The organism is Aeromonas sp. 600724, from assembly GCF_049175135.1.
Classification (GTDB): Bacteria; Pseudomonadota; Gammaproteobacteria; order Enterobacterales; family Aeromonadaceae; genus Aeromonas; species Aeromonas veronii_A.
On the sequence record NZ_JAAKUM010000010.1, the window covers coordinates 23,862 to 48,589 of the forward strand.

At 59.6% G+C, this 24,728-nt stretch carries 26 protein-coding genes; 12 read left to right on the forward strand and 14 right to left on the reverse strand.

All coding sequences use genetic code 11. The features are described from left to right. The first annotated feature begins 98 nt into the window (after positions 1-98). The 3 genes from G5168_RS10840 to G5168_RS10850 are packed head-to-tail and all read left to right on the forward strand — an operon-like array spanning position 99 to position 3,575. Positions 99-1,370 carry a paraquat-inducible protein A gene (locus G5168_RS10840; RefSeq protein ID WP_058059687.1) on the forward strand — a complete coding sequence of 424 codons (1,272 nt, stop codon included), beginning with the start codon at positions 99-101 and terminating at the stop codon, positions 1,368-1,370. After that, positions 1,363-3,012 (forward strand): intermembrane transport protein PqiB, encoded by a 1,650-nt coding sequence (gene pqiB, locus G5168_RS10845; RefSeq protein ID WP_005335774.1) that lies wholly within the window; start codon positions 1,363-1,365, stop codon positions 3,010-3,012. Before G5168_RS10840 ends, pqiB begins: the two co-directional genes overlap by 8 nt. Next, the gene (locus G5168_RS10850) at positions 3,009-3,575 is read left to right on the forward strand and encodes a PqiC family protein (RefSeq protein ID WP_158112728.1); all 567 of its coding nucleotides are present in this window, start codon (positions 3,009-3,011) and stop codon (positions 3,573-3,575) included. The genes pqiB and G5168_RS10850 overlap by 4 nt, the downstream gene beginning before the upstream one ends. A gap of 81 nt (positions 3,576-3,656) precedes the next feature. On the opposite strand, the gene rlmD is transcribed toward G5168_RS10850, so the two are convergent. Continuing rightward, the gene (rlmD, locus tag G5168_RS10855; protein ID WP_021231744.1) at positions 3,657-5,009 is read right to left on the reverse strand and encodes a 23S rRNA (uracil(1939)-C(5))-methyltransferase RlmD; all 1,353 of its coding nucleotides are present in this window, start codon (positions 5,007-5,009) and stop codon (positions 3,657-3,659) included. Positions 5,010-5,283: 274 nt separating this feature from the next. Here rlmD and G5168_RS10860 point away from each other — a divergent pair, with 274 nt between their 5' ends. Then, positions 5,284-7,008 (forward strand): proline--tRNA ligase, encoded by a 1,725-nt coding sequence (locus tag G5168_RS10860; RefSeq protein WP_216960816.1) that lies wholly within the window; start codon positions 5,284-5,286, stop codon positions 7,006-7,008. Between the two features lie 92 nt (positions 7,009-7,100). Here G5168_RS10860 and G5168_RS10865 read toward each other — a convergent pair whose 3' ends face one another. From G5168_RS10865 to G5168_RS10875, 3 genes are all read right to left on the reverse strand, one after another. Continuing rightward, positions 7,101-7,781 carry an SDR family oxidoreductase gene (locus G5168_RS10865; RefSeq protein ID WP_216960813.1) on the reverse strand — a complete coding sequence of 227 codons (681 nt, stop codon included), beginning with the start codon at positions 7,779-7,781 and terminating at the stop codon, positions 7,101-7,103. A 31-nt stretch (positions 7,782-7,812) separates the two neighbouring features. Then, positions 7,813-8,445, reverse strand: coding sequence for a TIGR04219 family outer membrane beta-barrel protein (locus G5168_RS10870; RefSeq protein WP_421252194.1), 633 nt, complete (start codon positions 8,443-8,445; stop codon positions 7,813-7,815). Between the two features lie 95 nt (positions 8,446-8,540). Beyond that, a complete protein-coding gene (locus tag G5168_RS10875; RefSeq protein WP_267528640.1) occupies positions 8,541-8,990 on the reverse strand; it encodes a copper chaperone PCu(A)C in 450 nt (149 codons plus the stop codon). Between the two features lie 90 nt (positions 8,991-9,080). On the opposite strand from G5168_RS10875, the gene G5168_RS10880 reads away from it, so the two are divergent. Then, positions 9,081-9,830 (forward strand): enoyl-CoA hydratase-related protein, encoded by a 750-nt coding sequence (locus G5168_RS10880; protein WP_421252195.1) that lies wholly within the window; start codon positions 9,081-9,083, stop codon positions 9,828-9,830. A 17-nt stretch (positions 9,831-9,847) separates the two neighbouring features. On the opposite strand, the gene G5168_RS10885 is transcribed toward G5168_RS10880, so the two are convergent. After that, the gene (locus G5168_RS10885; protein ID WP_421252196.1) at positions 9,848-10,276 is read right to left on the reverse strand and encodes a DUF2753 family protein; all 429 of its coding nucleotides are present in this window, start codon (positions 10,274-10,276) and stop codon (positions 9,848-9,850) included. Between the two features lie 284 nt (positions 10,277-10,560). Here G5168_RS10885 and G5168_RS10890 point away from each other — a divergent pair, with 284 nt between their 5' ends. Further along, entirely contained in the window at positions 10,561-11,220 is a 660-nt protein-coding gene (locus G5168_RS10890; protein ID WP_421252197.1) for a CatB-related O-acetyltransferase, read from the forward strand. Positions 11,221-11,314: 94 nt separating this feature from the next. Here G5168_RS10890 and G5168_RS10895 read toward each other — a convergent pair whose 3' ends face one another. Beyond that, positions 11,315-12,022, reverse strand: a complete 708-nt coding sequence (locus G5168_RS10895) for a ParB-like protein (RefSeq protein ID WP_421230978.1) — start codon at positions 12,020-12,022, stop codon at positions 11,315-11,317. 184 nt (positions 12,023-12,206) lie between these two features. Between G5168_RS10895 and G5168_RS10900 the strand changes: the two genes are divergently transcribed. After that, a complete protein-coding gene (locus tag G5168_RS10900; RefSeq protein ID WP_421230977.1) occupies positions 12,207-13,811 on the forward strand; it encodes a peptide ABC transporter substrate-binding protein in 1,605 nt (534 codons plus the stop codon). Between the two features lie 118 nt (positions 13,812-13,929). Continuing rightward, a complete protein-coding gene (locus G5168_RS10905) occupies positions 13,930-14,244 on the forward strand; it encodes a hypothetical protein (protein WP_421230976.1) in 315 nt (104 codons plus the stop codon). A 69-nt stretch (positions 14,245-14,313) separates the two neighbouring features. Here G5168_RS10905 and dusA read toward each other — a convergent pair whose 3' ends face one another. Continuing rightward, complete coding sequence (dusA, locus tag G5168_RS10910; RefSeq protein ID WP_088868451.1) at positions 14,314-15,300, reverse strand: tRNA dihydrouridine(20/20a) synthase DusA; 987 nt, start codon at positions 15,298-15,300, stop codon at positions 14,314-14,316. Between the two features lie 137 nt (positions 15,301-15,437). Here dusA and zur point away from each other — a divergent pair, with 137 nt between their 5' ends. Genes zur through G5168_RS10925 form a run of 3 tightly spaced genes read left to right on the forward strand, consistent with a single transcriptional unit; the run spans position 15,438 to position 16,582 of the window. Next, positions 15,438-15,896, forward strand: a complete 459-nt coding sequence (gene zur / locus G5168_RS10915; RefSeq protein ID WP_160882369.1) for a zinc uptake transcriptional repressor Zur — start codon at positions 15,438-15,440, stop codon at positions 15,894-15,896. Next, the gene (locus G5168_RS10920) at positions 15,886-16,347 is read left to right on the forward strand and encodes a chemotaxis protein CheX (protein ID WP_005343179.1); all 462 of its coding nucleotides are present in this window, start codon (positions 15,886-15,888) and stop codon (positions 16,345-16,347) included. The genes zur and G5168_RS10920 overlap by 11 nt, the downstream gene beginning before the upstream one ends. Before the next feature lie 4 nt (positions 16,348-16,351). After that, positions 16,352-16,582 (forward strand): hypothetical protein, encoded by a 231-nt coding sequence (locus G5168_RS10925; protein ID WP_160882368.1) that lies wholly within the window; start codon positions 16,352-16,354, stop codon positions 16,580-16,582. A gap of 73 nt (positions 16,583-16,655) precedes the next feature. Here G5168_RS10925 and brnQ (G5168_RS10930) read toward each other — a convergent pair whose 3' ends face one another. The 3 genes from brnQ (G5168_RS10930) to G5168_RS10940 all read right to left on the reverse strand — a co-directional run bounded on the left by brnQ (G5168_RS10930) (position 16,656) and on the right by G5168_RS10940 (position 20,554). Continuing rightward, positions 16,656-17,933 carry a branched-chain amino acid transport system II carrier protein gene (gene brnQ, locus G5168_RS10930; RefSeq protein ID WP_421230982.1) on the reverse strand — a complete coding sequence of 426 codons (1,278 nt, stop codon included), beginning with the start codon at positions 17,931-17,933 and terminating at the stop codon, positions 16,656-16,658. 414 nt (positions 17,934-18,347) lie between these two features. Further along, on the reverse strand, positions 18,348-19,652 hold the full coding sequence (gene brnQ / locus G5168_RS10935) for a branched-chain amino acid transport system II carrier protein (protein WP_005335813.1): 1,305 nt from the start codon (positions 19,650-19,652) through the stop codon (positions 18,348-18,350). Positions 19,653-19,843: 191 nt separating this feature from the next. Next, entirely contained in the window at positions 19,844-20,554 is a 711-nt protein-coding gene (locus G5168_RS10940) for a tRNA1(Val) (adenine(37)-N6)-methyltransferase (RefSeq protein WP_421252198.1), read from the reverse strand. Between the two features lie 119 nt (positions 20,555-20,673). Here G5168_RS10940 and srmB point away from each other — a divergent pair, with 119 nt between their 5' ends. Then, positions 20,674-21,900, forward strand: a complete 1,227-nt coding sequence (srmB, locus tag G5168_RS10945; protein WP_236269395.1) for an ATP-dependent RNA helicase SrmB — start codon at positions 20,674-20,676, stop codon at positions 21,898-21,900. A gap of 72 nt (positions 21,901-21,972) precedes the next feature. On the opposite strand, the gene G5168_RS10950 is transcribed toward srmB, so the two are convergent. From G5168_RS10950 to G5168_RS10965, 4 genes are all read right to left on the reverse strand, one after another. Then, positions 21,973-22,428: a GNAT family N-acetyltransferase gene (locus G5168_RS10950; RefSeq protein WP_227341421.1), complete on the reverse strand. Its 456-nt coding sequence runs from the start codon at positions 22,426-22,428 to the stop codon at positions 21,973-21,975. A 56-nt stretch (positions 22,429-22,484) separates the two neighbouring features. Continuing rightward, positions 22,485-23,057 carry a Crp/Fnr family transcriptional regulator gene (locus G5168_RS10955; protein ID WP_421252199.1) on the reverse strand — a complete coding sequence of 191 codons (573 nt, stop codon included), beginning with the start codon at positions 23,055-23,057 and terminating at the stop codon, positions 22,485-22,487. 2 nt (positions 23,058-23,059) lie between these two features. Continuing rightward, positions 23,060-23,809 carry a 23S rRNA (guanosine(2251)-2'-O)-methyltransferase RlmB gene (gene rlmB, locus G5168_RS10960; RefSeq protein WP_199427756.1) on the reverse strand — a complete coding sequence of 250 codons (750 nt, stop codon included), beginning with the start codon at positions 23,807-23,809 and terminating at the stop codon, positions 23,060-23,062. Positions 23,810-24,397: 588 nt separating this feature from the next. Next, positions 24,398-24,529 (reverse strand): phage integrase N-terminal SAM-like domain-containing protein, encoded by a 132-nt coding sequence (locus tag G5168_RS10965; protein ID WP_227341423.1) that lies wholly within the window; start codon positions 24,527-24,529, stop codon positions 24,398-24,400. Positions 24,530-24,728: the final 199 nt, after the last annotated feature.

Below are 24,728 nucleotides of genomic sequence, written 5' to 3' on the forward strand. Positions count from 1 at the left end.
CGCCAGCAATAGCGGCCTCCGGGGGCTGGTCGCTGACCAGCACAACTGCGATAATCGCCAGCTCTGGCTCCACCATGGGCCTTATCTGGGGTTTTATCTTGCATCCGGTTTCACACCAACACCACACCACCTATGTCCATGATGCCACTGCCTGCGAAGAGTGTGACCTGCTGATACCGGCCACACCGCTCGAGGTGGGACAGGCCAGCTGCTGCCCCCGTTGCGGACACACCCTGAGTCGCCACCTGCCACAGCAGGAGTTGCGGCCGATCTCCTACGGGTTCGCGGCACTCATCATGTTCGTGCTCGCCAATGCCTTTACCTTTATGTCCTTCTCGGCCAAAGGGGTGGGCCAGGAGATGACCTTTTTGCAGAGCATCACCACCCTGGTGGATGAGGGCTATCTGTTTCTCGGCGCGGTACTGAGCCTGACCCTGATCGGCCTGCCGCTGGTTTATATGGGGTCCATCATGCTGGTGCTGTGGCGGGTCGATAAAGATCTGCACAGCAATGCCCTGCGCTCCCTCGGCCGTCTGCTCTGCCGGATCAAACCCTGGCTGATGGTGGATGTCTTTCTGGTGGGGGTGCTCATCTCGCTGGTCAAGCTGATGGGAATGGCCGACATCAAGATGGGGCTGTCATTCTGGGCTTTCGTCGGCTACACCGTACTGCTTATCAAGATGATCTCCTCACTGGATCAGATGTGGCTGTGGCAGCGGCTGTTCGGCCCGACCGAGGCACGGGAGATCGACCCGGAAGCGGGCGCGCTGGAGTCCGGTCTGGTGGGCTGCCATATCTGTGGCGCCCTGAGCGAGGTGGGCAGCCACAGCTGCTCCCGCTGCGGCGGCAAGCTGCATGCCCGCAAGCCGGGCGGCCTGAACCGTACCTGGGCGCTGCTGTTTACCTCCGCCATTCTCTACATTCCGGCCAACGTCTATCCCATCATGGATACGGTGTTTCTCGGTGATGACAGCCCCTCTACCATCCTCGGCGGTGTGGTGCTGCTCTGGGCCATGGGCTCATACCCCATAGCGGCGGTGATCTTTTTCGCCAGCGTGGTGGTGCCGCTGGTGAAAATACTGGCGCTATTCTGGCTTTGCTATATGGTGCAGCGCGGCAATGTCACCTCCCCCCTCGGCAAGCTCAAACTCTATCGCATGACCGAATTTGTCGGACGCTGGTCGATGATCGACGTCTTCGTGGTGGCCATTCTGGCGGGCCTGATCCGGCTCGACAATCTGATGACCATCTACCCCGGCCCTGCGGCCGTTGCATTTGCAGGTGTGGTGCTGATCACCATGGTCGCCGCCATGAGTTTCGACTCCCGCCTGATCTGGGATTTACAACAAGGAGAACGCGAACGTGAGTGAGCGTAAAAAAAGGTGGAAACCGGGCTCTGACTTTCTGAGCTCTGCCGCCGCAATCTGGATGGTGCCCCTGCTGGCGCTGTTCATCGGTCTCTGGATGCTGTTCCAGCACTGGTACTCCCAGGGCCCCAGTTTCACCCTGACAGTCGCCACTGCCGAGGGCATAGTCGCTGGCAAGACGGTGATCCGCTCCCGCGAAGTGGACGTCGGCCGCATCGAGGCCGTCGAGCTGAGCGATGACTACAGCCATGCCGTGCTGAAAGGACGGCTGACCAATGCCGCCTCCGGCATGTTGCGCGGTGACAGCCAGTTCTGGGTGGTCAAGCCCAGAGTGGGCCGTGAAGGGGTATCGGGTCTGAGCACCCTGCTCTCCGGCGCCTATATCGAGCTCGCCCCCGGCAAGAAAGGTCGGGCGCGGGACGAGTACGCCATGCTGGACAAACCGCCGCTCGCCTCCCTCGATGCCAAGGGGCTGCGTCTCACCCTCAGCAGTCGCGACACTCGCGCGCTGGGAGAAGGCTCCCCCATCAACTATCAGGGCTTCACCATAGGTCAGGTGGAAGAGGCGAAGTTCCTGCCGGAAAAGAGCGAGATGCAGTATCAAATCTTCATCCACGCGCCCTATGACATTCTGGTGAGCAGCAACTCCCGCTTCTGGATGACCCCGGGCTTCGAGGTCTCCATGAGCAGCGAGGGGATGAAGGTGAAGATGGATTCGCTGGAGAGCCTGATCGATGGCGGCATCACCATGGGTCTGCCACCCGGTTGGGCGCCTGGCGAGCCGGTAAAACAGATGGAAGGGTTCACCCTGTTCCAGGATGAGGCGAGCGTGCTAGCCGGTAGTCTGGATCAGTTCATCGACTACGTCTTCCTGTTCGATGACAACGTGGGTGGCCTGCACCCGGGCGCGGCAGTACAGTATCGCGGTATCCGGGTTGGTACCGTCATCTCCGCCCCCTACCTCATCGAGGACAAGGGCGTGCAGATCTTCAAGAGCCGCCAGATCCCGGTGCTGGCCCGCATCGAGGTGCAGCGCCTCTCCCACCGCTATGCCAAGGCGGAGAAGGATCAATGGCGTGCCCTGTTCGGCAAGCAGTTCAAGGAGGGGTTGCGTGCCAGCCTCAAGACCTCGAGCCTGCTGACCGGCGGCAAGATCATCGATCTCAACTTCTATCCGGACGCGCCACGTTTCGAGCAGGCCAAGCTGGCCGGTTATCAGGTCTTCCCCACCGTGCAGGGCGGGCTGGATCAGATCGAGCGCAAGGTGAACCTCATCCTCGACAAGTTTGTCGACATGGACATGGCAACCACCCTGACCAAGGTCAACGGGTCACTCACCACCCTGGATGGCACCCTGAAGAACATCAGTGCAGTCAGCGCCAACCTGAACAAGCTCACCGCCAAGGATTCTACCCAGCAGCTGCCCGCCTCGCTCAACGAGAGCCTCAAGCAGTTGCAGGAGACCTTGCAGGCCTATGATGCCCAGTCGCAGACCAATCAGGACCTGCGTCAGTCGGTGCAGACCCTCAATCAGTTGATGCGCGAACTGCAGCCGCTGGTGCACTCCCTCAACGAGCAGCCCAGCTCGCTGATCTTCGATCGCGCGCATCCATCGGACCCTGAGCCCAAGCGAGGCAAACAATGAAAAAAGAGATCCTGACGCTGGCCCTGCTGGGGCTGCTGGCGGGTTGCAGCAGCCAGCCGAGCCTGCACTACTATTCGCTCGATGCCGACAGCCAGCAACCCGTGACGGCGCCGGCCCAACCGCAGCACCAGCTGGTGCTGCGCCCGGTGGCGCTGGCCAGCCAGCTCGACCGGATCAGTCTGGTCTATCAGCTGGAAGGGCAAGAGCTGCACTTCACCGAGTACCATCGCTGGGCCGGTGCGCTGGACGATCAGCTCAACCAGCTCACCCTCAACGGCCTCTCCACCCGCCTGCCGGGCTGGGTGGTACGGCAGGATGGCGCCCGCAAGGGGCCGGTGCTGACCATTCTGGTGGAGCGCTTTCAGGGCCGTCATGACGGCAGCGCCGTGCTGAGCGGTCGCTGGCGCCTGCTGGCGGAAGATGGCACCGTGTTGCGCGATGCCCCCTTCCGTCAGGAGCGAGTGCTGCCAGCAGATGGCTACAACGCGCTGGTGAACGAGCTGGGTCAGGGCTGGCAACAGCTGCTCGACCAGATTGCCACCGAGGTGCGCAAGCAGGGTTGAGCACATCAACCTGCGAGCATCAGATAGAAAAAAACGACGCCAGCTGGCGTCGTTTTTTTGTGGGCAAGAGTCGGGGGCGACTTATGCCTTGGCGGGCAAGCTCAAGCGGGCAACCGCTTCCACGTGCATGGAGTGCGGGAACATATCGACCGGTTGCACTTCGTCCAGCACGAAGCCCTGCTTGACCAGCCAGGCAAGGTCGCGGGCCAAAGTCTGCGGATTGCAGGAGACATAGACCAGACGGCGGGGCGCCATGGCGACCAGGGTCTGCAGCACCGCCTTGTCACAGCCTTTGCGGGGCGGATCCATCACCACCACATCAGCGGTCACGCCCTGGGCGTGCAGCTCGGGCATCAGCTGCTCCGCCTTGCCAACGTGGAATTCGGTGTGCTCGATGCCGTTGAGGGCAGCGTTGCGGCGGGCATCGCTGATGGCGCTCTCCACCGACTCGATCCCGACGACCTTGGCGGCCTTGCCAGCCAGGAACAGGGAGATGGTACCGATACCGCAATAGATGTCGAACACCGTCTCGTTGCCGGTCAGCTCGGCATACTCGAGGGCGCTGGAGTAGAGCACATCGGTCTGGGTCGGGTTGTTCTGGAAGAAGGAGAGCGGCGAGATCTCGAACTCGAGCTCATGGATCTTGTCGCGGATCACCCCTTCGCCGAGCAGCACCCGGTTGGTGGCGCCCAGAATGCGGTTGGTGCGCTCATCGTTGATGTTCTGCACCAAGGTTGTGACCGGCAGATCGCTCAGGGCTGCCAACAGTTCGGCTTCGAACGGTAGCTCCTCACCCAAAGTGACCAGCACCACCATCAGCTCGCCGCTCTTGAAGCCCTTGCGGGTCATCAGGTTGCGCACGCAGCCGCTGTGGTTCACTTCGTCATAGGCAGCGATGTCATGCGCGCGCATCCAGTTGCGTACCCGGGCGTTCAGCTCCACGTGCAGCGGATCCTGCACCGCACAGTCATCGGCGGTGATGAGATCGTGGGAGTGCTTGCGATAAAAACCGATCTCGGCACCGGCGTCACAGCCACGCACCGCATATTGCGCCTTGTTGCGATAGGCGAACGGGCTCTCCATGCCAAGGATATCCTTGACCGGCGTGTCACCCAGCCCGACCTGCTCCAGTGCGCTTTGCACCAGTGCCTGCTTGAGCTTGAGCTGGGCCGGATAGGCCAGCGGACGTACCTGACAGCCACCACACTCGGTGTTGGGGCAGAAATCGGCAACCCGATCTGCAGAGGGCTGGAGCAGCTCGGCAACCTTGCCGTGCAGATAGTTCGGCTTGACCTCGGTCAGCTCCACCAGCGCCTGCTCACCGGGCAGCAGACCTTCGACAAACAGGGGGCGATCGAACAGGCGTCCTTTGCCATCTCCTTTGTCGGTCAGTTCCAGGATCTCGATCTGGTGTTGATGTCCCACTAACGGCATGAGCGGCTCCAAAAGTACTAAAAATGGGGGGGGATGAACGCGGCAGAGCCATGCCCATCGAGAAAAGGTGGCAGAGTTTAGCGGAGATCCGGCCAAATTGCAGGCATAAAAAGCCTGCTTGTTGCAATGGTCATTGCCCCTGGTCATCTGCCGGGCGTGGCCACCTTTCGGGTTGCGGCAAATTTAGCCCTTGGGCCATAACGCCCAGCCTGTTAAAATTCCGCCCTTGAAATTATCCTGGGCCCCGCGCCCGTTCTAGCTAAGGTCTACCGCGATGCGTACCAGCCAATATCTGCTTTCCACTCTCAAGGAAACCCCCTCCGACGCTGAAGTTGTCAGCCACCAGCTGATGCTGCGCGCCGGGATGATCCGTAAACTGGCCTCCGGCATGTATGCCTGGTTGCCAACCGGTCTGCGGGTACTGAAGAAAATCGAGAACATTGTTCGCGAAGAGATGAACAATGCTGGTGCCGTCGAAGTCTCCATGCCGGTGGTACAACCCGCCGAGCTGTGGCAGGAGTCAGGCCGCTGGGATGACTACGGTCCCGAGCTGTGCCGTCTGACCGACCGTCACAACCGTCCCTTCGTGCTGGGCCCGACCCACGAAGAGGTGATCACTGCGCTGGTACGTTACGAAGTGAACAGCTACAAGCAGCTACCACTCAACCTCTACCAGATCCAGACCAAGTTCCGCGACGAAGTGCGCCCCCGTTTCGGCGTGATGCGTGGCCGCGAATTCCTGATGAAGGATGCCTACTCCTTCCACATCGACAAAGAGTCTCTGGTCGATACCTACGAGAAGATGCACGCCGCCTACTGCAAGGCGTTCACCCGCATGGGTCTGAACTTCCGTCCGGTGCAGGCCGATACCGGCTCCATCGGTGGTACCGGTTCCCACGAATTCCAGGTGCTGGCCGAGAGCGGTGAAGACTTGATCGCCTTCTCCGACAGCTCCGATTACGCCGCCAACATCGAGATGGCCGAAGCACTGGCACCGGCTGGTGAGCGCCCTGCCGCCACCGCAGCCCTGACCAAGGTTGCCACCCCGAATGTTCACACCATCGACGAAGTGGCTGCCTTCCTGAACGTGGCACCGACCGCCATCGCCAAAACCCTGCTGGTACTGGCAGAGGAAGATGAGCACGGCAAGCAGGCCGTTATTGCGCTGGTACTGCGTGGCGACCACGAGCTGAACGAAATCAAGGCAGAGAAACTGGCTGGCGTGGCTAACCCGCTGACCTTCGCCAACGACGAGCAGATCAAAGCTGCCGCCGGTTGCGACGCAGGCTCCATCGGCCCGGTCGGCTTTGCCGGTCGCATCATCGTCGATCGCAGCGCTGCCCATCTGGCGGACTTCGTCTGCGGCGCCAACGAAACCGGCTTCCACCTGACCGGTGCCAACTGGGATCGCGACATCACCGCTTACGAAGTTGCCGACCTGCGCAACGTGGTGGAAGGCGACCCGAGCCCGTGCGGCCAGGGCAAGCTGCTGCTCAAGCGCGGTATCGAAGTGGGCCACATCTTCCAGCTGGGTACCAAGTACTCCGAAGCAATGAAGGCAAGCGTGCTGAACGAAGCTGGCAAGTCCGTCACCATGGAGATGGGTTGCTACGGTATCGGGGTTTCCCGTCTGGTGGCCGCCGCCATCGAGCAGAACAACGACCAGTACGGCATCATCTGGCCGGACGCCATCGCTCCGTTCGAAGTGGCCATCGTGCCGATGAACATGCACAAATCCGAGCGCGTAGCCGAGCAGGCACAGCAGTTCTACGCCGAGCTGAAAGCGGCCGGTGTGGACGTGCTGTTCGACGACCGTAAAGAGCGCCCGGGCGTGATGTTCGCCGACATGGAGCTGCTGGGCATCCCGCACGCCATCGTCATCGGCGATCGCGGCATGGATAACGGCGTGGTCGAGTACAAGTGCCGCCGCACCGGCGAGAAGCAGGAAGTGGCCATCAGCGATATCGTCGCCATGATCAAGGCCAAGCTGGGCCGCTAAGCCCACCCTCTTCCCGATATAAAAAAGCGCGCCCAATGGCGCGCTTTTTGTTTGTCTTCTCTTCTAAAGCAAAGAGGATTGCCGCAAGGAGCCTACTCGTTGCGACCGATAAAGAGATCGGTCACGTGGCAGCTGCTTCTGGCTTCCAGTGCGTCGAGCATATAGGCCGCCGCATCTTCCGGAGTCATGAAGCCACTCGGGTCCACGTGATCCGAGTTGTCCCAGAATTCGCTGCGGATCCCGCTCGGGTAGAGGTTGACCAGCCGCAGTGGCGAGCCTTTCAGCTCGGCGCGCAAGGATTCGAGAAAGCCGCGCATCCCCCATTTGGAGGCGCAGTAGAGGCTCTCGTTGGCCTTGCCCACCTGCGCGGCGGAGGAGAGCACATTGGCCAGCACTCCGCCCTTGTCGCCGATAAGCCGCACCGTCTGCTGGGCCACCAGAATGGTGGAGATAAGGTTGCTCTCCACCACCCGGCGGATCTGCTCGGCAGTATAGACACCGACCGGGCCAAACTCACCCACCCCGGCGCAGTGGATCACCATGTCGGGCAGCCCGCCCCACTCCACCGCAGCGGCGAAGGCGACATCGACCTCTTCATGGTGCGCCAGATCGGCGGCGATGCCGATCACCGCGCTGCCGAGCAGTTGCTCCTGCTCCTGCAGTCGCTGATAACGGCGCCCCATCATGGAGACCTGGTGGCCCCGCTCAACCAGACCTATGGTCAGCGCCCGACCCAGACCAGAACCGGCACCTGTCACTATGATGTGGCCCATTATCGCTCTTCTTCGTCAGTTGACGGTCAGATTAGAAAGTGAATTCGCCGCCCATGAACCAGCCATCGATACGCTGGTCAACGTTGTCGAAGTCGACCTTGGCTTCACGCCAGCCGGCACGCAGCTTGATCGGCATGGAGGAGAACTTGTAGGAACCGCCCAGACGGTAGTCATAGTTGTCCGCATCGTGAGTGCGCAGATCACCGAAGAAGGCGATGCCGGTGCCCGGGATCTTCACTTCGCTGCCGGCATAAGCCATCAGGGTATCTTCGTTATAGCCCTTGCGACCGACATAGACCTGCTCGCCATCGTAGTGACGACCGGTCATACCCAGATCGATCTTGAACAGATCGTTGTTGAACAGACGGTAGTAGAGGCTCAGATCGTAGGCAGTCAGATCGTTCTTGAAGTTGCCGCCGGAGGTGCTGAAATCGGAGACTTCAAACTTGGCGTTCGGCAGGAAGATGATGCCGTGTTCCAGTTGCAGATAGCCGTTCCAGTTGTAGCTGTCGTCATAGCTGCCATCAGCACTGGTGCCATAAGCCTGACCACTGCCCTTGGCGGCCCATACGTCGGCACCGGCGGCAAAACGCCAGTCGTCAGCGGCCATGGCACTCTGGCTGCACAGAGCCAGCACAAAACCGGCAATCAGCGTCTTTTTCATTACGTCACTTCCTCTTGCATACATGGAAAAGAGCACTATTTTACTCGGTGCAGCCAAAATACCCAGCGTCAATCCTGAACAAACGACGACAAATGTCAGTGCTTCATATGCTTCATCTCTGCCATCGGCTCAATCGGCTTCACCGGCAGTGACAGATCCAGCTTCTGACCATCGTCCATGGTGAGGGTGAGCGGGAAAGGGGTCTGCTCGGAGAGCGTGCCCACCTCGAACAACATGATGTGCAGGCTGCCCGGTTTCAGCACCGCTTCGCCCTTGGCCGGGATCTCGATATTCTCGACCTGACGCATCTTCATCACGCCATTTTCGTGCAGGTGAGTGTGCAGCTCGGCACGCCCCGCCGCAGCAGAAGCCGCCGCCACCAGCTTGACCGGCTGGTCGGCGTCATTCTTCAGCACCATAAAGGCGGCAGTGTTGGGGGAGCCCGGCGGCAACAGGCGCACATAACCGTCGACAGCCTCGACCTTGGCTAGTGCAGGCGCCGTAATACCCAGAACCAGCAGAGAATAAAACGCACGTTTAAACATGGTTGAAATCCTTTTATGATGTTGTTAAACGGCGCCAAGGTTACCCCAGCGGCAACCTTTTTTGCACCTTTCAATAACAAGGATTTAGACATGGCCCCCATTCTCATTGCCGAGCAGCAGGATGGCTTGCTCACCCTGACCCTCAACCGCCCCGACAAGCGCAACGCCCTCAATACCGAGCTGTATCAACAACTGGTGGCTGCGCTGCGAGAGGCGGCAGCCGATGAGGAGGTGCATGTCCTGCTGTTGCAGGGGCAGCAGGATTGCTTTACTGCGGGCAATGATCTGGCCGACTTTATGGGCAAGAGCTCGCTGGAGCCCGACGATCCCATACTGCAGCTCCTCCACACCCTGGCCGACTTCCCCAAACCCGTGATCGCCGCCGTTGCAGGCCCGGCGGTGGGGATTGGCACCACCATTCTGCTGCATTGCGATCTGGTCTATCTGGCGGATAACGCCCGCTTGCAGCTTCCTTTCGTCGAGCTGGGGCTGGTGCCGGAGTTCGCCTCCAGCCTGCTGCTGCCACGTCTGGTGGGGCACCTCAAGGCGGCCGAGCTGTTGCTGCTGGCCGAGGCGATGGATGCCGAAGAGGCGCTGCGATTGGGGCTGGCCAACAAGGTGGTAGCGGCCGATGGATTGCTCTCCTTTGCCCGCGAGCAGGGACTGAAGCTGGCGGCCAAACCGCCCAGAGCGCTGCAAAAGAGCAAGGCGCTGCTGAAACAGGAGCTTAAACAGGCGGTGCACTTTGTCATCGATCTGGAGGCGCGCGCCTTCGCTCAGGCACTGCAGGGGGAAGAGGCGCAACAGCGCATCGCCCAGAAACTCAAACGGCGGGGCTGAGCCTCGCCCACATCCGTTCAGTTGAGGCGAAAACGGCCGATCAGCTCGCAGCCCTGTACCTTGTCCTGCAGCTGGATCAGCCGGGCAATTTCCGGATTGGGGTGGCGCTTGAGAAAGGCGAGCAGGGCGCCGCGACAGCAACCCAGCTCGCTGATCAGCGCCTCACACTCCCGATTGGGGCACTGCGGCACCAGCGTAGTCACCAGCTCGGAGGCAAGCTTCAGGTAGCGCAGCTCGTAAGTCGGCTCATCCATCGACCGCCAGAAGTCAGCCAGCCGGTGACAGGTGGCGACTCGCATAGTGGCCAGTTCGGTCAACTCGACCTGGGTCATCTCGTAAACATCCCCCAGCGCCTGCTGATAAAAGCAGATCGCCGCCCCCAGCGAACCGGCCTGCCAGGCACGCTCCGCCTCCAGCATGTATCGTTGCCAACTTTGCGGTGTCATTTCGCTCTCCCGAGTCCGTCATGGTGGGAGTGTTATCATGGCTAATTGAGAATAAATATCAACCAGAGGGTTAGTGCAGGATCTCTGCGCAACCTTGGCAAACCCGGCGCCCGACCTTATGATCGCGCCCTTCCCTCTTCTTTGGAGCACACCACAATGCGACCTCGCCTCCCGCAGATGCTGGGCTGCTCCCTGCTCTGCGTGCCCCGCATGCTGGTCTGGATCTATTAGCTGCGCTCAAGCGAACGCAACCCATCCGATCCATTCAGCAAAGGAGTACCAGCATGAACACCTGCCAACACTGGTCGCAGGTCGAATACCTGCACCTGACGGTGACCAACCCCAATATCTGCCTCAAAGGGCAGCACAGCTACTACTCGGGTGCCTGGGATGGCCCCTTCGAAGAGGTGGCGGTGCGCTACCTCCATGGCGATCCCTTCAGCCGCAGCCCGGAAACCGGCTGGGAGCCGCTCTGGCATATCGACCGGCTCCATATCGGCGACTATGTGCAAATTGCCGCTGGGGTAAAGATCATCATGGGCGGCAACCACACCCACAACAAGGCCTTCATCAGCACCTATCCGTTCGCCGATCTGGCGGCGCTCAAGCGCAGCTACCGCCCCGCTGGCGATACCCGCATCGGCAACGATGTCTGGATCGGCATGGAGGCGATGATCATGCCCGGCGTCACCATCGGCGACGGCGCCATCATCGCCGCCCGTTCGCTGGTCAATCAGGATGTACCACCCTATGCCATGGTGGCGGGCACCCCGGCCAGGGTGGTGCGAATGCGCTTTGGCGAGGAGGAAATTGCCCGGCTACAGGCCCTCGCTTGGTGGGATTGGCGGGATCAACAGGTCAACGATCTGCTAGCGCTGATCCAGCAAGGTGACGTCGCCCTGCTTGAACAGGCGGCTGCCCACTGGGCGGTGCGCCATGAGTGACCACCGCTAACCAGTAGCTGACAGCATAAGGGCGACCCTGGGGTCGCCCTCTTTTATCTCCGGCATGCTCTGGATGCCGTCATCGCACATCCACTCACTGCGCGCTTTTGGACTGGTTGAGGCTGCACTGCTTGCCGGGATAACCGGGCAAGTCACTGGCATCGCTGCCGCAGGCGAGCCGTTTGGCCTGTTGCAGGCGGGCGGTCAGATTGGAGTTATCGACAGGCATCCACTGCATCTGCTTGCCGAGCCAGCTGGCCCAGGCAAACTCGACGAAATAGACCTGTTTGTCCTTGCGAAAGTAGCCCGCATCCTGCAGCAGTCCGGCCAGGGTGCGATAGGGGTAATCAGGCAGCTTGTCGATACTGGTCGGCAACTGCTCCGGGGTCAGCGGCTGCCCCTTCTCATCCTTGAGCCAGGCCCAGTGGTTGTTCTGCATCTGGCTCCAGAAGTTGGCTTTGTCCTGCAGACGGCCAATCACCTTGACCCGCGCATCCTTGACGCCCTGCTGCCACAACGCCTTGGTGAGATGGTGTCTGTCCACCAGCCAGTAGCTGCCATCCGGTGCAATCACTACAGGGATCTCTTTCTTTTTCATCAACTTGTCGAGCTGCTTTGCACTCATGCCCGCCAATGTGGCCTGGGTCTCATCAACCTGGATCTGGCCGACGCCCCCCTGAGTCGGGTGCAAGGCATCGATGCCGATCTCGCACCAGTTGCCCACTGCCGTGTCGCTCTGGCACGGGGCCAACGCCCAGGCACCCTGGCTCAACACACAGGCCAGCACTAACCATGCTTTCATCGTATGACACTCCTCACCACATTGAACTGCACAGACGCCGGGAACGCTCTGCTACCCCGATTGGGAGTGAGAGTCGAATGCTGGCGGTCAGACCAGCAAACGGGATATCATGATTTCCCATCTGTCGGCGATATTTTCTCGCCGAGTTTTCTCCCCGCTTCACACTATTTGAAGGATCCGACCCATGAAAGGATGGACCCCCTTGCTGGCCCTGCTGGGCTGTGCTGCTGTCCAGGCTGCCGATATTCCCGCCGGAACACAACTCGCCGCCGAGCAGATTGTCGTTCGCCACCTCAAGGATGAACCTGCGAGCCTGAGCCCGCTCAAGCTGGTCGGCCTGCCGGAGTTGCAGGTACTACGGGATCTGTTCGAGGGGCTGCTGACCCAGGGGCCGGATGGCAAACCGGTTGCCGGAGTGGCGGCCAGCTGGGAGAACAAGGGCAACCAGTTCTTTACCTTCCATCTGCGCCCGGATGCGCGCTGGTCCAACGGCGATCCGGTCAAGGCCGGCGACTTCGTCTACGGCTGGCGCAAGCTGGTCGACCCGAAAGAGGCGACCACCTTCGCCTGGTTCGCCCAACTGGCCCGTTTCGACAAGGTGGACGAGATAGTCGCTGGCAAATTGCCTGCCAGCGAGCTGGGGGTCAAGGCCCTCGATGACCACACCCTGCAGGTGACCCTCTCCCAGCCGGTGCCCTACTTCCTGAACCTGCTGAGCCACCCCAGTCTGTCGCCGCTCCATCAGGCCAGCATCGAGCTGTACGGCAACCAGTGGACCCAACCTGGCAAACTGGTGGGCAACGGTGCCTTTGTGCTGAACAACCGGGTGGTCAACGAGAAGCTGGAGCTGACCCCCAACCCTTATTACTGGGATCGGGCACATACCGTATTGACCAAGGTGATCTTCATGCCTATCAATCAGGAGAGCGCGGCCACCAACCGCTACCTGGCGGGAGATCTGCATATCACCGAATCCTTCCCCAAGGAGCAGTACGACAAGCTGAAGCAGCAGATCCCGAATGAGGTCTATACCCCGGATCAGCTCGGCACCTACTACTACGCCTTCAATACCCGTCAGGCACCACTGAACGATGTGCGGGTGCGCAAGGCGCTCTCCTACACCATCGACCGCGCCCTGATCGCCGACAAGGTGCTCGGCACCGGCGAGAAACCGGCTTATCACTTCACTCCGGATGTGACCGCCAGCTTCACCCCGGCCGCCAACCTGCTCTCCACCAGCAGCCAGCCGGCGCTGGACAGCAAGGCCAAGACCCTGCTCAAGGAGGCCGGTTACGGCCCGGACAAGCCGCTCAAGCTGACCCTGCTCTACAACACCGCGGAAATTCACAAGAAGATGGCGCTGGCCATCGCCAGCATGTGGAAGCAGAAGCTGGGCGCCGAGGTCGAGCTGACCAATCAGGAGTGGAAAACCTATCTCGACAGCCGCCAGAGCGGTCAGTTCGAGGTGATCCGCTCATCCTGGGTCGCCGATTACAACGACCCTTCAGCGTTCCTCGGCCTGTGGGGCTCCCGTCACAGTGGCAATATGGCTGGCTTTGCCAATGCCCGTTATGACCAGCTACTGGCAGAGGCGGCCAGCACTCAGGATGCCGCCAGCCGCAGCAAGCTGTTTGGCGAGGCGGAAGCGATCCTGCTGGATCAGGCCCCCATCGCCCCCATCTACCAGTACACCAATGCCCGACTCATCAAGCCATGGCTCAAGGGCTACCCCATCAACAACCCGGAAGATGTGGCCTACAGCCGCCAACTCTACCTCGTCAGGCACTGACCTCGGCCACAACGATGCGAGGCCCCGCAGGGCCTCGCTATTGATACTGTTCACACCCCGATTTCCAGCCTAAAATGCCGCCCCTTCTGTTCAATTAATCTTCAATCCCCACTCAGTCATGCGCTACCTGATACTGCTCTCGTTGTTGTGGACCCTACCTGCGCAGGCCAATCGCGAATCCCAATGCCAGCAAGAGTTTGTCGGCTGGATGCTGCATCAGCAGCAACAGTTCAGCGATCGCAAGTCTGACAAGATGGAGCGGCGCCGGGCCGAGCGGGCCATCGATCTTGCCCGGCAGGAGTACGACAAGCAGGCCAGCTTCTGCAAGACCATGCAGCTTGTTCGTGAATACAAAGATGGCGATCCACGTTTTACTCCGCGCCCCGGAGAGATACACGACTACAGTACGGCTTCTGACAACACATCAGGGTGACCCTGACCAGAAAAACCAAAAGCGCGTCGATTGACGCGCTTTTTGTGGTTCTTGCCCTGACAAAGCGGCTTATTCGGCCGTCTCGCTGCTGGCAAACTCCGGCACCTTGGCCATGGCATCCAGCACCACCTGAATACCGGCGCCCGGTTTGCAGGCGTTCTCGCTCAGGTGACGGCGCCAGGCGCGAGCCCCCTGCATGTTCTGGAACAGCCCCAGCATGTGGCGGGTCATATGGGAGAGGTAGTTGCCCTTGGCCAGCTCCTGCTCGATATAGGGCAGCATCATCCGCACCACCTCGTGGCGGCTCGGCACGGCGTTGTTCTGGCCGAACACCAGATTGTCCACCTGCGCCAGAATGTAGGGGTTCTGATATGCTTCACGCCCCATCATGACGCCATCGACGTGTTGCAGGTGCTCGAGAGCCTGCTCCATGGAGGTGACGCCGCCGTTGAGGGCAATGGTCAGCTCCGGGTAATCCTGCTTGACCCGATAGACGCGGGGATAATCGAGGGGCGGGATCTCGCGGTTCTCCTTGGGGCTCAGGCCGCTCAGCCACGCCTTGCGGGCATGGACGATAAAGGTATCGCAACCGGCATCGCGCACCTGTTCGATAAAGGTCTGCAGAAATTCGTAGGAGTCCTGATCGTCGATGCCGATACGGGTCTTCACCGTCACCGGAATATCGACCACATCGCGCATTGCCTTGACGCAGTCCGCCACCAGCGCTGGTTCGCCCATCAGGCAGGCGCCAAAGCGACCGTTTTGCACCCGATCGGAGGGGCAGCCGACGTTGATGTTCACCTCGTCATAGCCGCGCTCCTCGGCCAGCTTGGCACAGCGCGCCAGATCGGCCGGATTGCTGCCCCCCAGCTGCAGGGAGATGGGATGCTCCTGCTCGCTGTAACCCAGATAATCCCCCTTGCCGTGGATGATGGCACCGGTGGTCACCATTTCGGTATAGAGCAAGGTCTGGCGACTCATCAGTCGATGAAAGTAACGGCAATGCCGATCAGTCCAGTCCAGCATGGGGGCGATGGAAAAACGCTGCGCCTGCATAAAAATCATCCGGGTTAGCTAAAGAAAGGGGCGGATTTTATCACAACGTGAAGCAGCCCCAGAAAATGAATTTTGTCGCCGCGCCATGCGAGGCCCTGTGATAGTATCCGGCTAATAGAAAGGGTATCTGCGCGATCATGAATCAAGACCAACTTTTACAACGAGCCGAGCGACTCTGTATACAGCGAGGGATCCGCTTCACCCCGACCCGACGTCAGGTATTTCGCCTGCTGGCGGCACACGGCAACGCCATCAGCGCCTATGATTTGTTGGCCCAGCTGCAACAAACCGAAGCCAATGCCAAGCCGCCAACCGTCTATCGGGCACTCGATTTTTTGCTCGAACAGGGCTTTGCTCACAAAGTGGAATCGCTCAACGCGTTTATCTTCTGCTGCCACTTCGATCACGCTCACCCGATGCAGCTGCTGATCTGCGACGAGTGCGGGGATGTGGTCGAACTTCACGATAGTGCAATAGATAGCGCGTTTTCCGAGCAGGCCCACTTGCATGGCTTTACGATTACCAATAAGACAATAGAGGCACATGGCCAATGTGCTCGCTGTACGCCCACTGTAGGAAGTCATCATGAAGGCTGATTTTGTAAATCCGTTCCTGCTATCTCTGCTCAATGTGCTCTCGACCATGGCACAGCTGGAACTAAAACCGGGCAAACCGAAACGCAAGATGGATGAGCTGGCGCGCGGCGACGTCTCCGGTCTGATCGGCATGGTCGGCCCGCAGACCCGCGGCTCCCTCTCCATCAGCTTCGAGAAGGGGCTGGCGCTGGAGATCATGCGTCGCATGCTGGGGGAAGCTCCCGCCTCCATCAATGAAGAGGTGACCGACATGGTCGGTGAAATCACCAACATGGTGACCGGCGGTGCCAAGCGGATGCTGGGCGAGAAGGGCTACGAGTTTGACATGGCGACCCCCATCATCGTCTCCGGCCCCAACCACACCATCACCCACAGGGCCGATGGCACCAAGATAATGATGCCGTTCGAATCCGATTTCGGTCGCGCCACTATCGAAATTTGCTTCGAGTAATCCTATGTGGAAAGCATTGAAATGGATTTTCATCTGCTGGGCACTACTGTTGATCCTGTCGGACATTCAGATCAGCACCTCCCTCTACAAGTACGAAGATAACCGGGTTCTCATCAACTTCCCGCGCTGGGAAACCAAACAGCCCTGGGGCACCTTCGAGTGGCATGCCGGACGGGTAGAAACCCACTGGTATGGTCTGGATGGCAAACCCAAGCCGGCAGGCCCGCAAATCTGATCCGGTAACGGATCCGGCAGAAACAGAAGAGGCCAGCAGATGCTGGCCTCTTTGCTATCTCGTTGATCCTGAATCAAGCCGCTTCGGCAGCCAGCTTTCCGTTCGGTCGCATCAAGATGCCAACGATGCAGGCCAGCAGAGTTGGCAGCAGCCAGGCAAGTCCCTTGTCGAACAGCGGCAGGAAGGCAAAGCCGTCCATAGCCATACCAGCAGCGCCCAGTCCGTCCAGACAGCCAAACAGGAAGGCGACCAGCAGCACGCCACGAAACGCCAGCCGTGGCTGGGCAAACCACCCTTTGAGGAAGGTCACCAGCACCAATGCAATGGCAACCGGGTAGATGGCTACCAGCACCGGGATGGAGAGACTGATAAGCTCACTCAGCCCCACATTGGCCACCAGCGCGCAGAGTGCCCCCAGCAGCATCACCCACTCGTGGTAAGCCCAGCCAGTCAAACCTTGGAAATAATCGGCTCCGGCACAGAGTAGGCCTACTGCACTGGTAAAACAGGCCAGAGTGATGATGGCCGCCAAAATAAGCTGCCCAGGCTGACCAAACAGGCTCAGGACGTAGGCATTGACGATGGCACCGCCGTTGCTGATGTCGCTCGCCACCCCACCGGCACTGTTGCCAAGCTGGAAAAGGGAGAGATAGACCGCCGACAACCCGACCGCCGAGATCAGGCCCGCAATGGTGAGGTATTTGAACTGGCTGCGATAATCCTCGATCCCCTTCTGGCGCAGCAACCCGATGATCAGGGCGCCAAACATCAGGGATGCCAGGGTATCCATGGTGTTATACCCCTCCAGCATCCCCTTGGTGAGCGGAGCGCTGATGTAGTCACCGCTGGCATCGGGCATGGTACCTTGCGGCGCGATAAAGACCCCGACCGCCAGAATGAGCAGCATCGCCATCAGGGCGGGAGTCAGGTACTTGCCAACCGCATCGAGCAGTTTGCCCCGATCGAGCGCCACCATGATCACCAGCGCAAAGAAACTCAGGGTGTAGATCAGCAGCCCCTCATGACCGGTATCGCCAAGCCAGGGCTTGAGCCCCATCTCGTAGGCGACCAGACCGGTGCGGGGAATGGCAAAGGCGGGCCCCATGATGATATAGATGGCGATGGCCAGCGCCGTCGCTGCCCCGGCGGGCAGATAGCGGGTCATTCCGGTCCAGCCACTCGCGCCGCCCCCCGAACTCCCCTTGGCCACCGCAATCAGGGTGATCAGCGGCAAGCCCACTGCCGTTAGCAAAAAGCCGCACATGGCGGCCAGCAGATGCTCACCGGCCATAAAACCGGCCAGCGGCGGAAAAATGATATTGCCAGCCCCCAGATAGAAGGCAAACGTCATAAACCCCAGTCCGAATACGTCGGACAACTTCAATGATTTCGTCAAACCCAACCTCATCTGCCTTATCAGCTTGTTATTGATTGCACCCACTGCCTGGCAGATAACCGGTAACAATGTCTCTTGCTTCTCTCTCGTACGGATACCGGACAAGAATTGCGCATTCAGCATAAAGAAAAGGAATCAAATCTCAATCTCAAATTAATATATTGAAACAATTTGAACAAGCAGAATTAATCACCAACAAATTTGCCCCTCTCAAAATGATGCAAAGAGGCGAGAACAGGCAGCAAAAGCGCGGAACAGGCAAGCGTCACCGGCAGTGACCATCACAACCCGGCAAAACACAATGCAGAGTGACGGAAAGCAAAAGAGCCTGCACTGGGCAGGCTCTTGGCAATATCACATCGGGCGTGATCAGGCAGCTTCGGCAGCCATCTCGGTCGGACGCACCATCACGCCAACTACGCAGGCCAGCAGGGTCGGCATCAGCCAGGCGAGGCCCTTGTCGAACAGCGGCAGGAAGGCAAACGCATCCATCTTCATGCCGGCAGCACCCAGACCATCCAGGCAACCAAACAGGAAGGCAACCATCAACACCCCACGGAACACCAGACGGGGACGGCCGAAGTAACCCTTCAGGAAGGTGACCAGCACCAGCGCCACGGCAACCGGATAGATGGCAACCAGCACCGGAATGGAGAGGCTGATCAGCTGGCTCAGGCCTACGTTGGCCACCACGGCACAGATAACGCCCAGCAACACCACCAGCTTCTTGTAAGCCATACCGGTCAGATTGTGGAAGAAATCGGAACAGGCGGAGATCAGACCGACTGCAGTGGTAAAGCACGCCAGAGTGATGATGGCCGCCAGAATGAACTGACCCGGCTGACCAAACAGGCTCAGTACGTAGGCGTTGACGATGGCGCCACCATTGCTGACATCGGTCGCCACACCGGCCGCAGTGTTGCCCAGCTGGAACAGGGAGACGTACACCACACTCAGACCAACGGCAGAGATGAGGCCGGCAATGGCCAGATACTTGAACTGGCTCTTGTAATCGTTGATGCCTTTCTGGCGCAGCAGATCGACGATCAGGGCGCCAAACATCAGGGAAGCCAGGGTGTCCATGGTGTTGTAGCCTTCCAGGATCCCTTTGACGAATGGGCTGTTCTGATAGTCACCGGACGCATCAGGCATGGAGCCTTGCGGCGCTACAAATACCCCGATAGCCAGAGTCAGCAGCAGCAGCATCAGTACCGGAGTCAGGTATTTGCCGATGGCGTCCATCAGCTTGCCCTGGTTCATGGAAACCAGAATGGCCACACCAAAGAAGATCACGGTATAGGCCGCCAGACCCGCCTGCCCCATATCACCGATGAACGGCTTGAGGCCCATCTCGTAGGCAACCAGACCGGTACGGGGCGCGGCAAAGGCCGGGCCTATGATGATATAGATGGCAACGGCCAGCGCAGTCGCGACACCGGCAGGCAGCAGCTTGGTCATGCCAGCCCAACCGTTACCGGCTTTCGCCACGGCCAGAATGGTTACCAGAGGCAGGCCCACGGCAGTGACCAGGAAGCCAAACATCGCCAGGGAGAGGTGCTCACCAGCCATGTAACCGGCCAACGGCGGGAAAATGATGTTACCGGCGCCCAGATAGAAGGCGAAGGTCATAAACCCTAATCCGAGTACATCGGACAATGTGAGTGATTTCGTCAAGTTCAACCTCGTCTGTCTTGTAAATTATTGCTTGTTATAGTTTTTATCGGTCGCTGACCGGGTGTGTTCAGGGGGTATAAAAAAAGAGCCCCGCATGTTTTTTCATCGCAACCAGTGGTTTTAGCTGGTCTGGAGCGGGCGCTCGATCTGGAACCAGCATAATGGCGTGAAAAAATAGTTCAAGACGAAATTTACATCTTCAAATAGAAGGGGTTGGTCAGTTGGATATATCTGTCGGAATAGGCCCCATGAGCAGAATGGATCACAATTTCACCCCTCTCACACCTGTTTAATCCTCTGCCAAGTAGCAATAAAACACGATTTGCCTCTTTACCCTCTCTGGTGATAACAGCTGTATAACAAATGCCATGCAGATCATAATTCGCCGAAATGCATAAAATTTCATCGGCCATCGCCGTCGGCAGCACCAGCGCCACCTGCCCGTTCGGGCTCAGCAAACGATCGCAGGCCGCCAGTAATGCGTGGCTGTCGAGGGCACCGGTATGGCGGGCCAACGCCCTCGCCGGATCGCTAAATGACTGGCCTGCCACGAAATAGGGAGGGTTGGAGACGACAAGATCGTAAGGGGCGGCCTGATAATCCTGAATGGCACTCTCTATGACGGTTACCCGATCGGCCCAGGGAGAGGACGCCGCATTCTCCTGCGCCTGACTGGCCGCATTAATATCCAGTTCGACCGCATCAAGACGGCAGTCAGATCTGCTGCGCTGGGCCAGCATCAGGGCGATCAGGCCGCTGCCGGTGCCGATATCGAGCACTCGACGCGCCTGTTCGACCGGCGCCCAGGCACCGAGCAAAATGCCATCGGTGCCCACCTTCATGGCGCAGCGATCGTGATTGATATGGAACTGTTTGAAGGTAAATCCGCGACTACGTCCCATCTGGCCCCCGTCATCTGCAAAAATGGTGGGCGATTATAGCGGCTAAGACACACTCACCAATAGGAGCCGACGAGATAATCGCCTATAATCTGCTGTTTCCTTAATGACCGAGTATTGCCATGAGCCAGTCCTTTGATGATTTCGACCTGCACCCAGCCCTCAACCGGGCCTTGGCCGAGATGGGATTCACCCGCCCCACCACCATCCAGCAGATGGTGCTGGAGCCAGCCCTGGACGGCCGCGATATTCTGGCATCCGCTCCGACCGGTACCGGCAAGACCGCCTCTTTCCTGCTGCCGGCACTCCAGCATCTGCTGGACTTCCCGCGCCGCAAGCCGGGCCCCTGCCGCATGCTGATCCTGACCCCGACCCGTGAGCTGGCGCTGCAGGTTACCGCCCACGCCAAGGCGCTGGCGGCTCACACCAACCTCAGCATCGAGACCATCATCGGCGGCGTCAGCCATGAAGAGCAGCTGCCTGCCCTGACCAAGACCACCGACATCGTGGTGGCCACCCCGGGTCGTCTGCTCGAGTACATCGAGAAAGAGGAGTTCGAGAGCCACGACATCGAAGTGCTGGTGCTGGATGAAGCGGACCGCATGCTGGACATGGGCTTCATCAAGGATGTGAACCGCATTGTGGAAGAGGCGCGCTACCGCAAGCACACCATGCTCTTCTCCGCCACCCTGGAAGGGGCCGGCCTTGAGAAGTTCGCCAACGAGATCCTCAAGGATCCGGTGGAGCTGCATGCCGAACCGCCCCGCAGCGAACGTCGCCCCATTACCCAGTGGATCCATCTGGCCGATGACGCCGCCCACAAGCTGGCGCTGTTGACCCATATCCTGAAAGATCCGGAAACCCAGAAAGCCATTATCTTCGTCAAGACTCGCGAGCGTCTGGCGGAGCTCTCCGGCCAGCTGCAGGCGGCAGGTATCTCCTGCGCCTGGATCCGTGGCGAGATGGAGCAGAGCAAGCGTATCGAGTCGATCCGCAAGTTCCACGAAGGGGAAGTGCCCTTCCTGATCGCCACCGACGTCGCCGCCCGCGGCATCGACCTGCCGAACGTCAGCCATGTCATCAACTACGACATGCCCTACGGCGCCGACGTTTACGTCCACCGGATTGGCCGTACCGGCCGCGCTGGCAACCGTGGATGCGCCATCAGCCTGGTGGAGGCCCACGACATGGCGATGGTCGCCAAGATCGAGCGCTACACCGAGGAGCGCCTCAAGCGCCGGGTGATCGACGAGCTACGCCCCAAACATAAAGAGGCGCGGGTACCGGTGAAGAAGAAAAAGCCGGTCGATGGCAAGAAGAAAGCGACCAAGAAGAAAAAGAAGAAGTGATCGCCTGGCGATAAAGAGAAGGGCCATCCCGCGGGATGGCCCTTCTGCATTCTGAATCACTCTGACGAGTGGTTATTCCACCACTCTGCGCATCCCCATATGGGGGATATCATCTTCGAGATAGCCTTCCCCTTCCGCCACAAAACCATGTTGGCCGTAGAAGCCCTGCAGATGAGCCTGAGCACCAAGCCAGATGCTGTGGGTCGGCCAACGTGCCTCGCACGCTTTGACCGCCTCGCCGATCAGCTTATGACCAAGACCACCGCCACGCGCCTTTGGTGAGGTCACCACCCGACCGATGGCGGCACCGCTCTCATCGCCGATGCCGGGCGCCATGATCCGCGCATAGGCGGCCAGCAGCTCGCCCTGATAGCCGAGCAGGTGCCAGACCCCTTCGCGGCGATCGAGCCCGTCCAGATCCTGAAAGGGGCAGGTCTGCTCCACCACGAACACCTCGGCCCGCAGCGCCAGCAACTCATACAACTCGTCAGTGGTCAGTTCAGACCAGGGTTTCAGGATCCAGTTCATCGGCAACTCCTTATCAGTTCGGCCTGCCAGCATAATCGTGGCGCCAGCGCCCTGCATTAACCTTTGTTAAGTTCTTTCAGCCGTTTGCGAATGCGGCTCAGGCTGATGGGAGTGATACCGAGATAGGCTGCGATCTGGTGATCCGGCACTCTGGCATCAAGCGCGGGAAAGCTGTCCAGAAAGTGCTGATAGCGCGCCTGCGGGCTGCCGGTCAGCAGCAACTGCTCCTTCTCCTCCTTGATGCGCAGCTGCACCTCCAGCAGGTGCTGGTACCAGCGTGACCAGCCGGGCAGCTGGCGCAGGTCAGCCAGACTGAACAGCTGCAGATGGCAGGGCTCCAGCGCCTCCACGCTGTAGCGGGCTGGCTCGCCACTGAGCAGGTGGTGGAAGTCGAGAAACTCGTCCCCCTCCCAATAGAACTCTTTGATGTACTCGCGGCCATCCTCCAGCACCAGCTTGGCCCGCAGCAGCCCCTGCTCTATCCTGACCAGCAGATCCGGGCTGTCACCGGCGTGCCAGAGGCAGCTTTTCGGGCTGAGGGTCAGCGGGCGGGCAAAAGAGAGGAGGCGCGCGGCCTCCTCTCTATCTGCAACCTGCGCCCAATCGAAGGGGGGTCTGTCAGTCAGCATGATCAAGCACGGCGCTGACGCACGGCTTCAAAAAGGCAGACGCCGGTTGCCACCGAGACGTTGAGGCTGGATACCGCCCCCGCCATCGGGATGCTCACCAGCTCGTCGCAATGTTCACGGGTCAGGCGACGCATACCTTTACCTTCAGCCCCCATCACCAGCGCCATCGGGCCGGTCAGTTTGGCCTGATAGAGGTCGTGATCCGCCTCACCGGCGGTGCCGACGATCCAGACGCCGCGCTCCTGCAGCTCGCGCAGGGTGCGGGCCAGGTTGGTGACCTGAATGAGCGGCACCACTTCGGCCGCGCCACAGGCAACCTTGCGCACGATCGGGGTGAGCCCCGTGGCCTTGTCCCGCGGCACGATCACCGCATGCACCCCGGCGGCATCGGCGCTGCGCAGGCAGGCGCCGAGATTGTGCGGATCGGTCACGCCATCCAGCACCAGCAGGAAGGGCTGGCTCTGTTGTGCCGCCAGCTCGTCCAGCAGGCTGGCCAGATCGTGCTCGGCCAGTTTCGGCGCCTCTTTCACCCTGGCCATGATGCCCTGGTGATTGTTGCCTTCCGCTTTATCGTCGAGTGTCTTGCGGTTCACGCTCTGCACCTTGAGGCCGAGAGATTCCAGCTCGGCCAGCAGGGGTTGCAGCCGGTCGTCATCCCGCCCCTTGAGAGCCCACACTTCGATGAAACGCTCCGGGGTGCGCTCCAGCAGCGCGGATACAGCGTGAATGCCGTAGATCAGTTCAGTACTCATGTTCAAGATCCGTAGGTCGGGTCGCATAAATGCAGCCCGAAGAAAAATGGCCGTACCGGCAGCCTGACCACCATTATGCTGGCGTCGTCACCGGTCGCTAAATGATGACGCATCATACCAGAGAGACCGGCATCTAGGGAGGAGGAAGCTGCTCGGCCAAGCTCCGGATCTATGACAGGCCTCTTGATCCGGCTGCGCCATCATCCTTGATGGTGCACCTGACCCTACTCTCGGCTGATTGCAGGGGGACAATACCCCGCCCAGCAGTGACTAAGTGGGCTCACTACGCTGCGCTCAAAACGGTCGCTGTCCCAATTTCAGCCCTTTCGTCGTGGATGTTCGACTGCAACACGGCTCAAGATGATTAATTTATTGGACTTACTCAAAAAATCACCACCCCCTGCGATCCTCTCCTGCATCACACGCTAATATAGTCGTTTAGCAACAGCCTCGTCGGAGTCACCTATGAGCCAGGCCAGCGAAACCACGCAGGTAAAAAGCAGCAGACTGAAGGCTGGAATTCAGGGGCGGTAGCCTTGCCTGATGGAGTGGATAAGCGAGTGAAGCAAAACGGTAGCTGTCCCAATTTCACAGTTGATTAAAACGTATGAAATTGCGGATCCAGTACCAGTAGGACTTTTCAGTACGGATGCTGTAGTGATGCAAACGCATCGCTGTCCTGACCTGTTCACGCAGGCGGGGTGTGGTGGTGCTTTCCATCGTTGGCTCCTTCGATGGTAGCGTAAAAAGAGGAGGTCAGGCGAATACATTCAAGTATCAGAGGTAGATTGGTAATGTTTTGATTTAATTTTATTTTTTCATGACAAAAATCAGGGCAGAACGGAGTTATATGGAAGGCTCTGCTATCGGATTAGTGCCGCCTTCTATCTAATCACTGTTAGGTGAAGTAAGGAAAAGC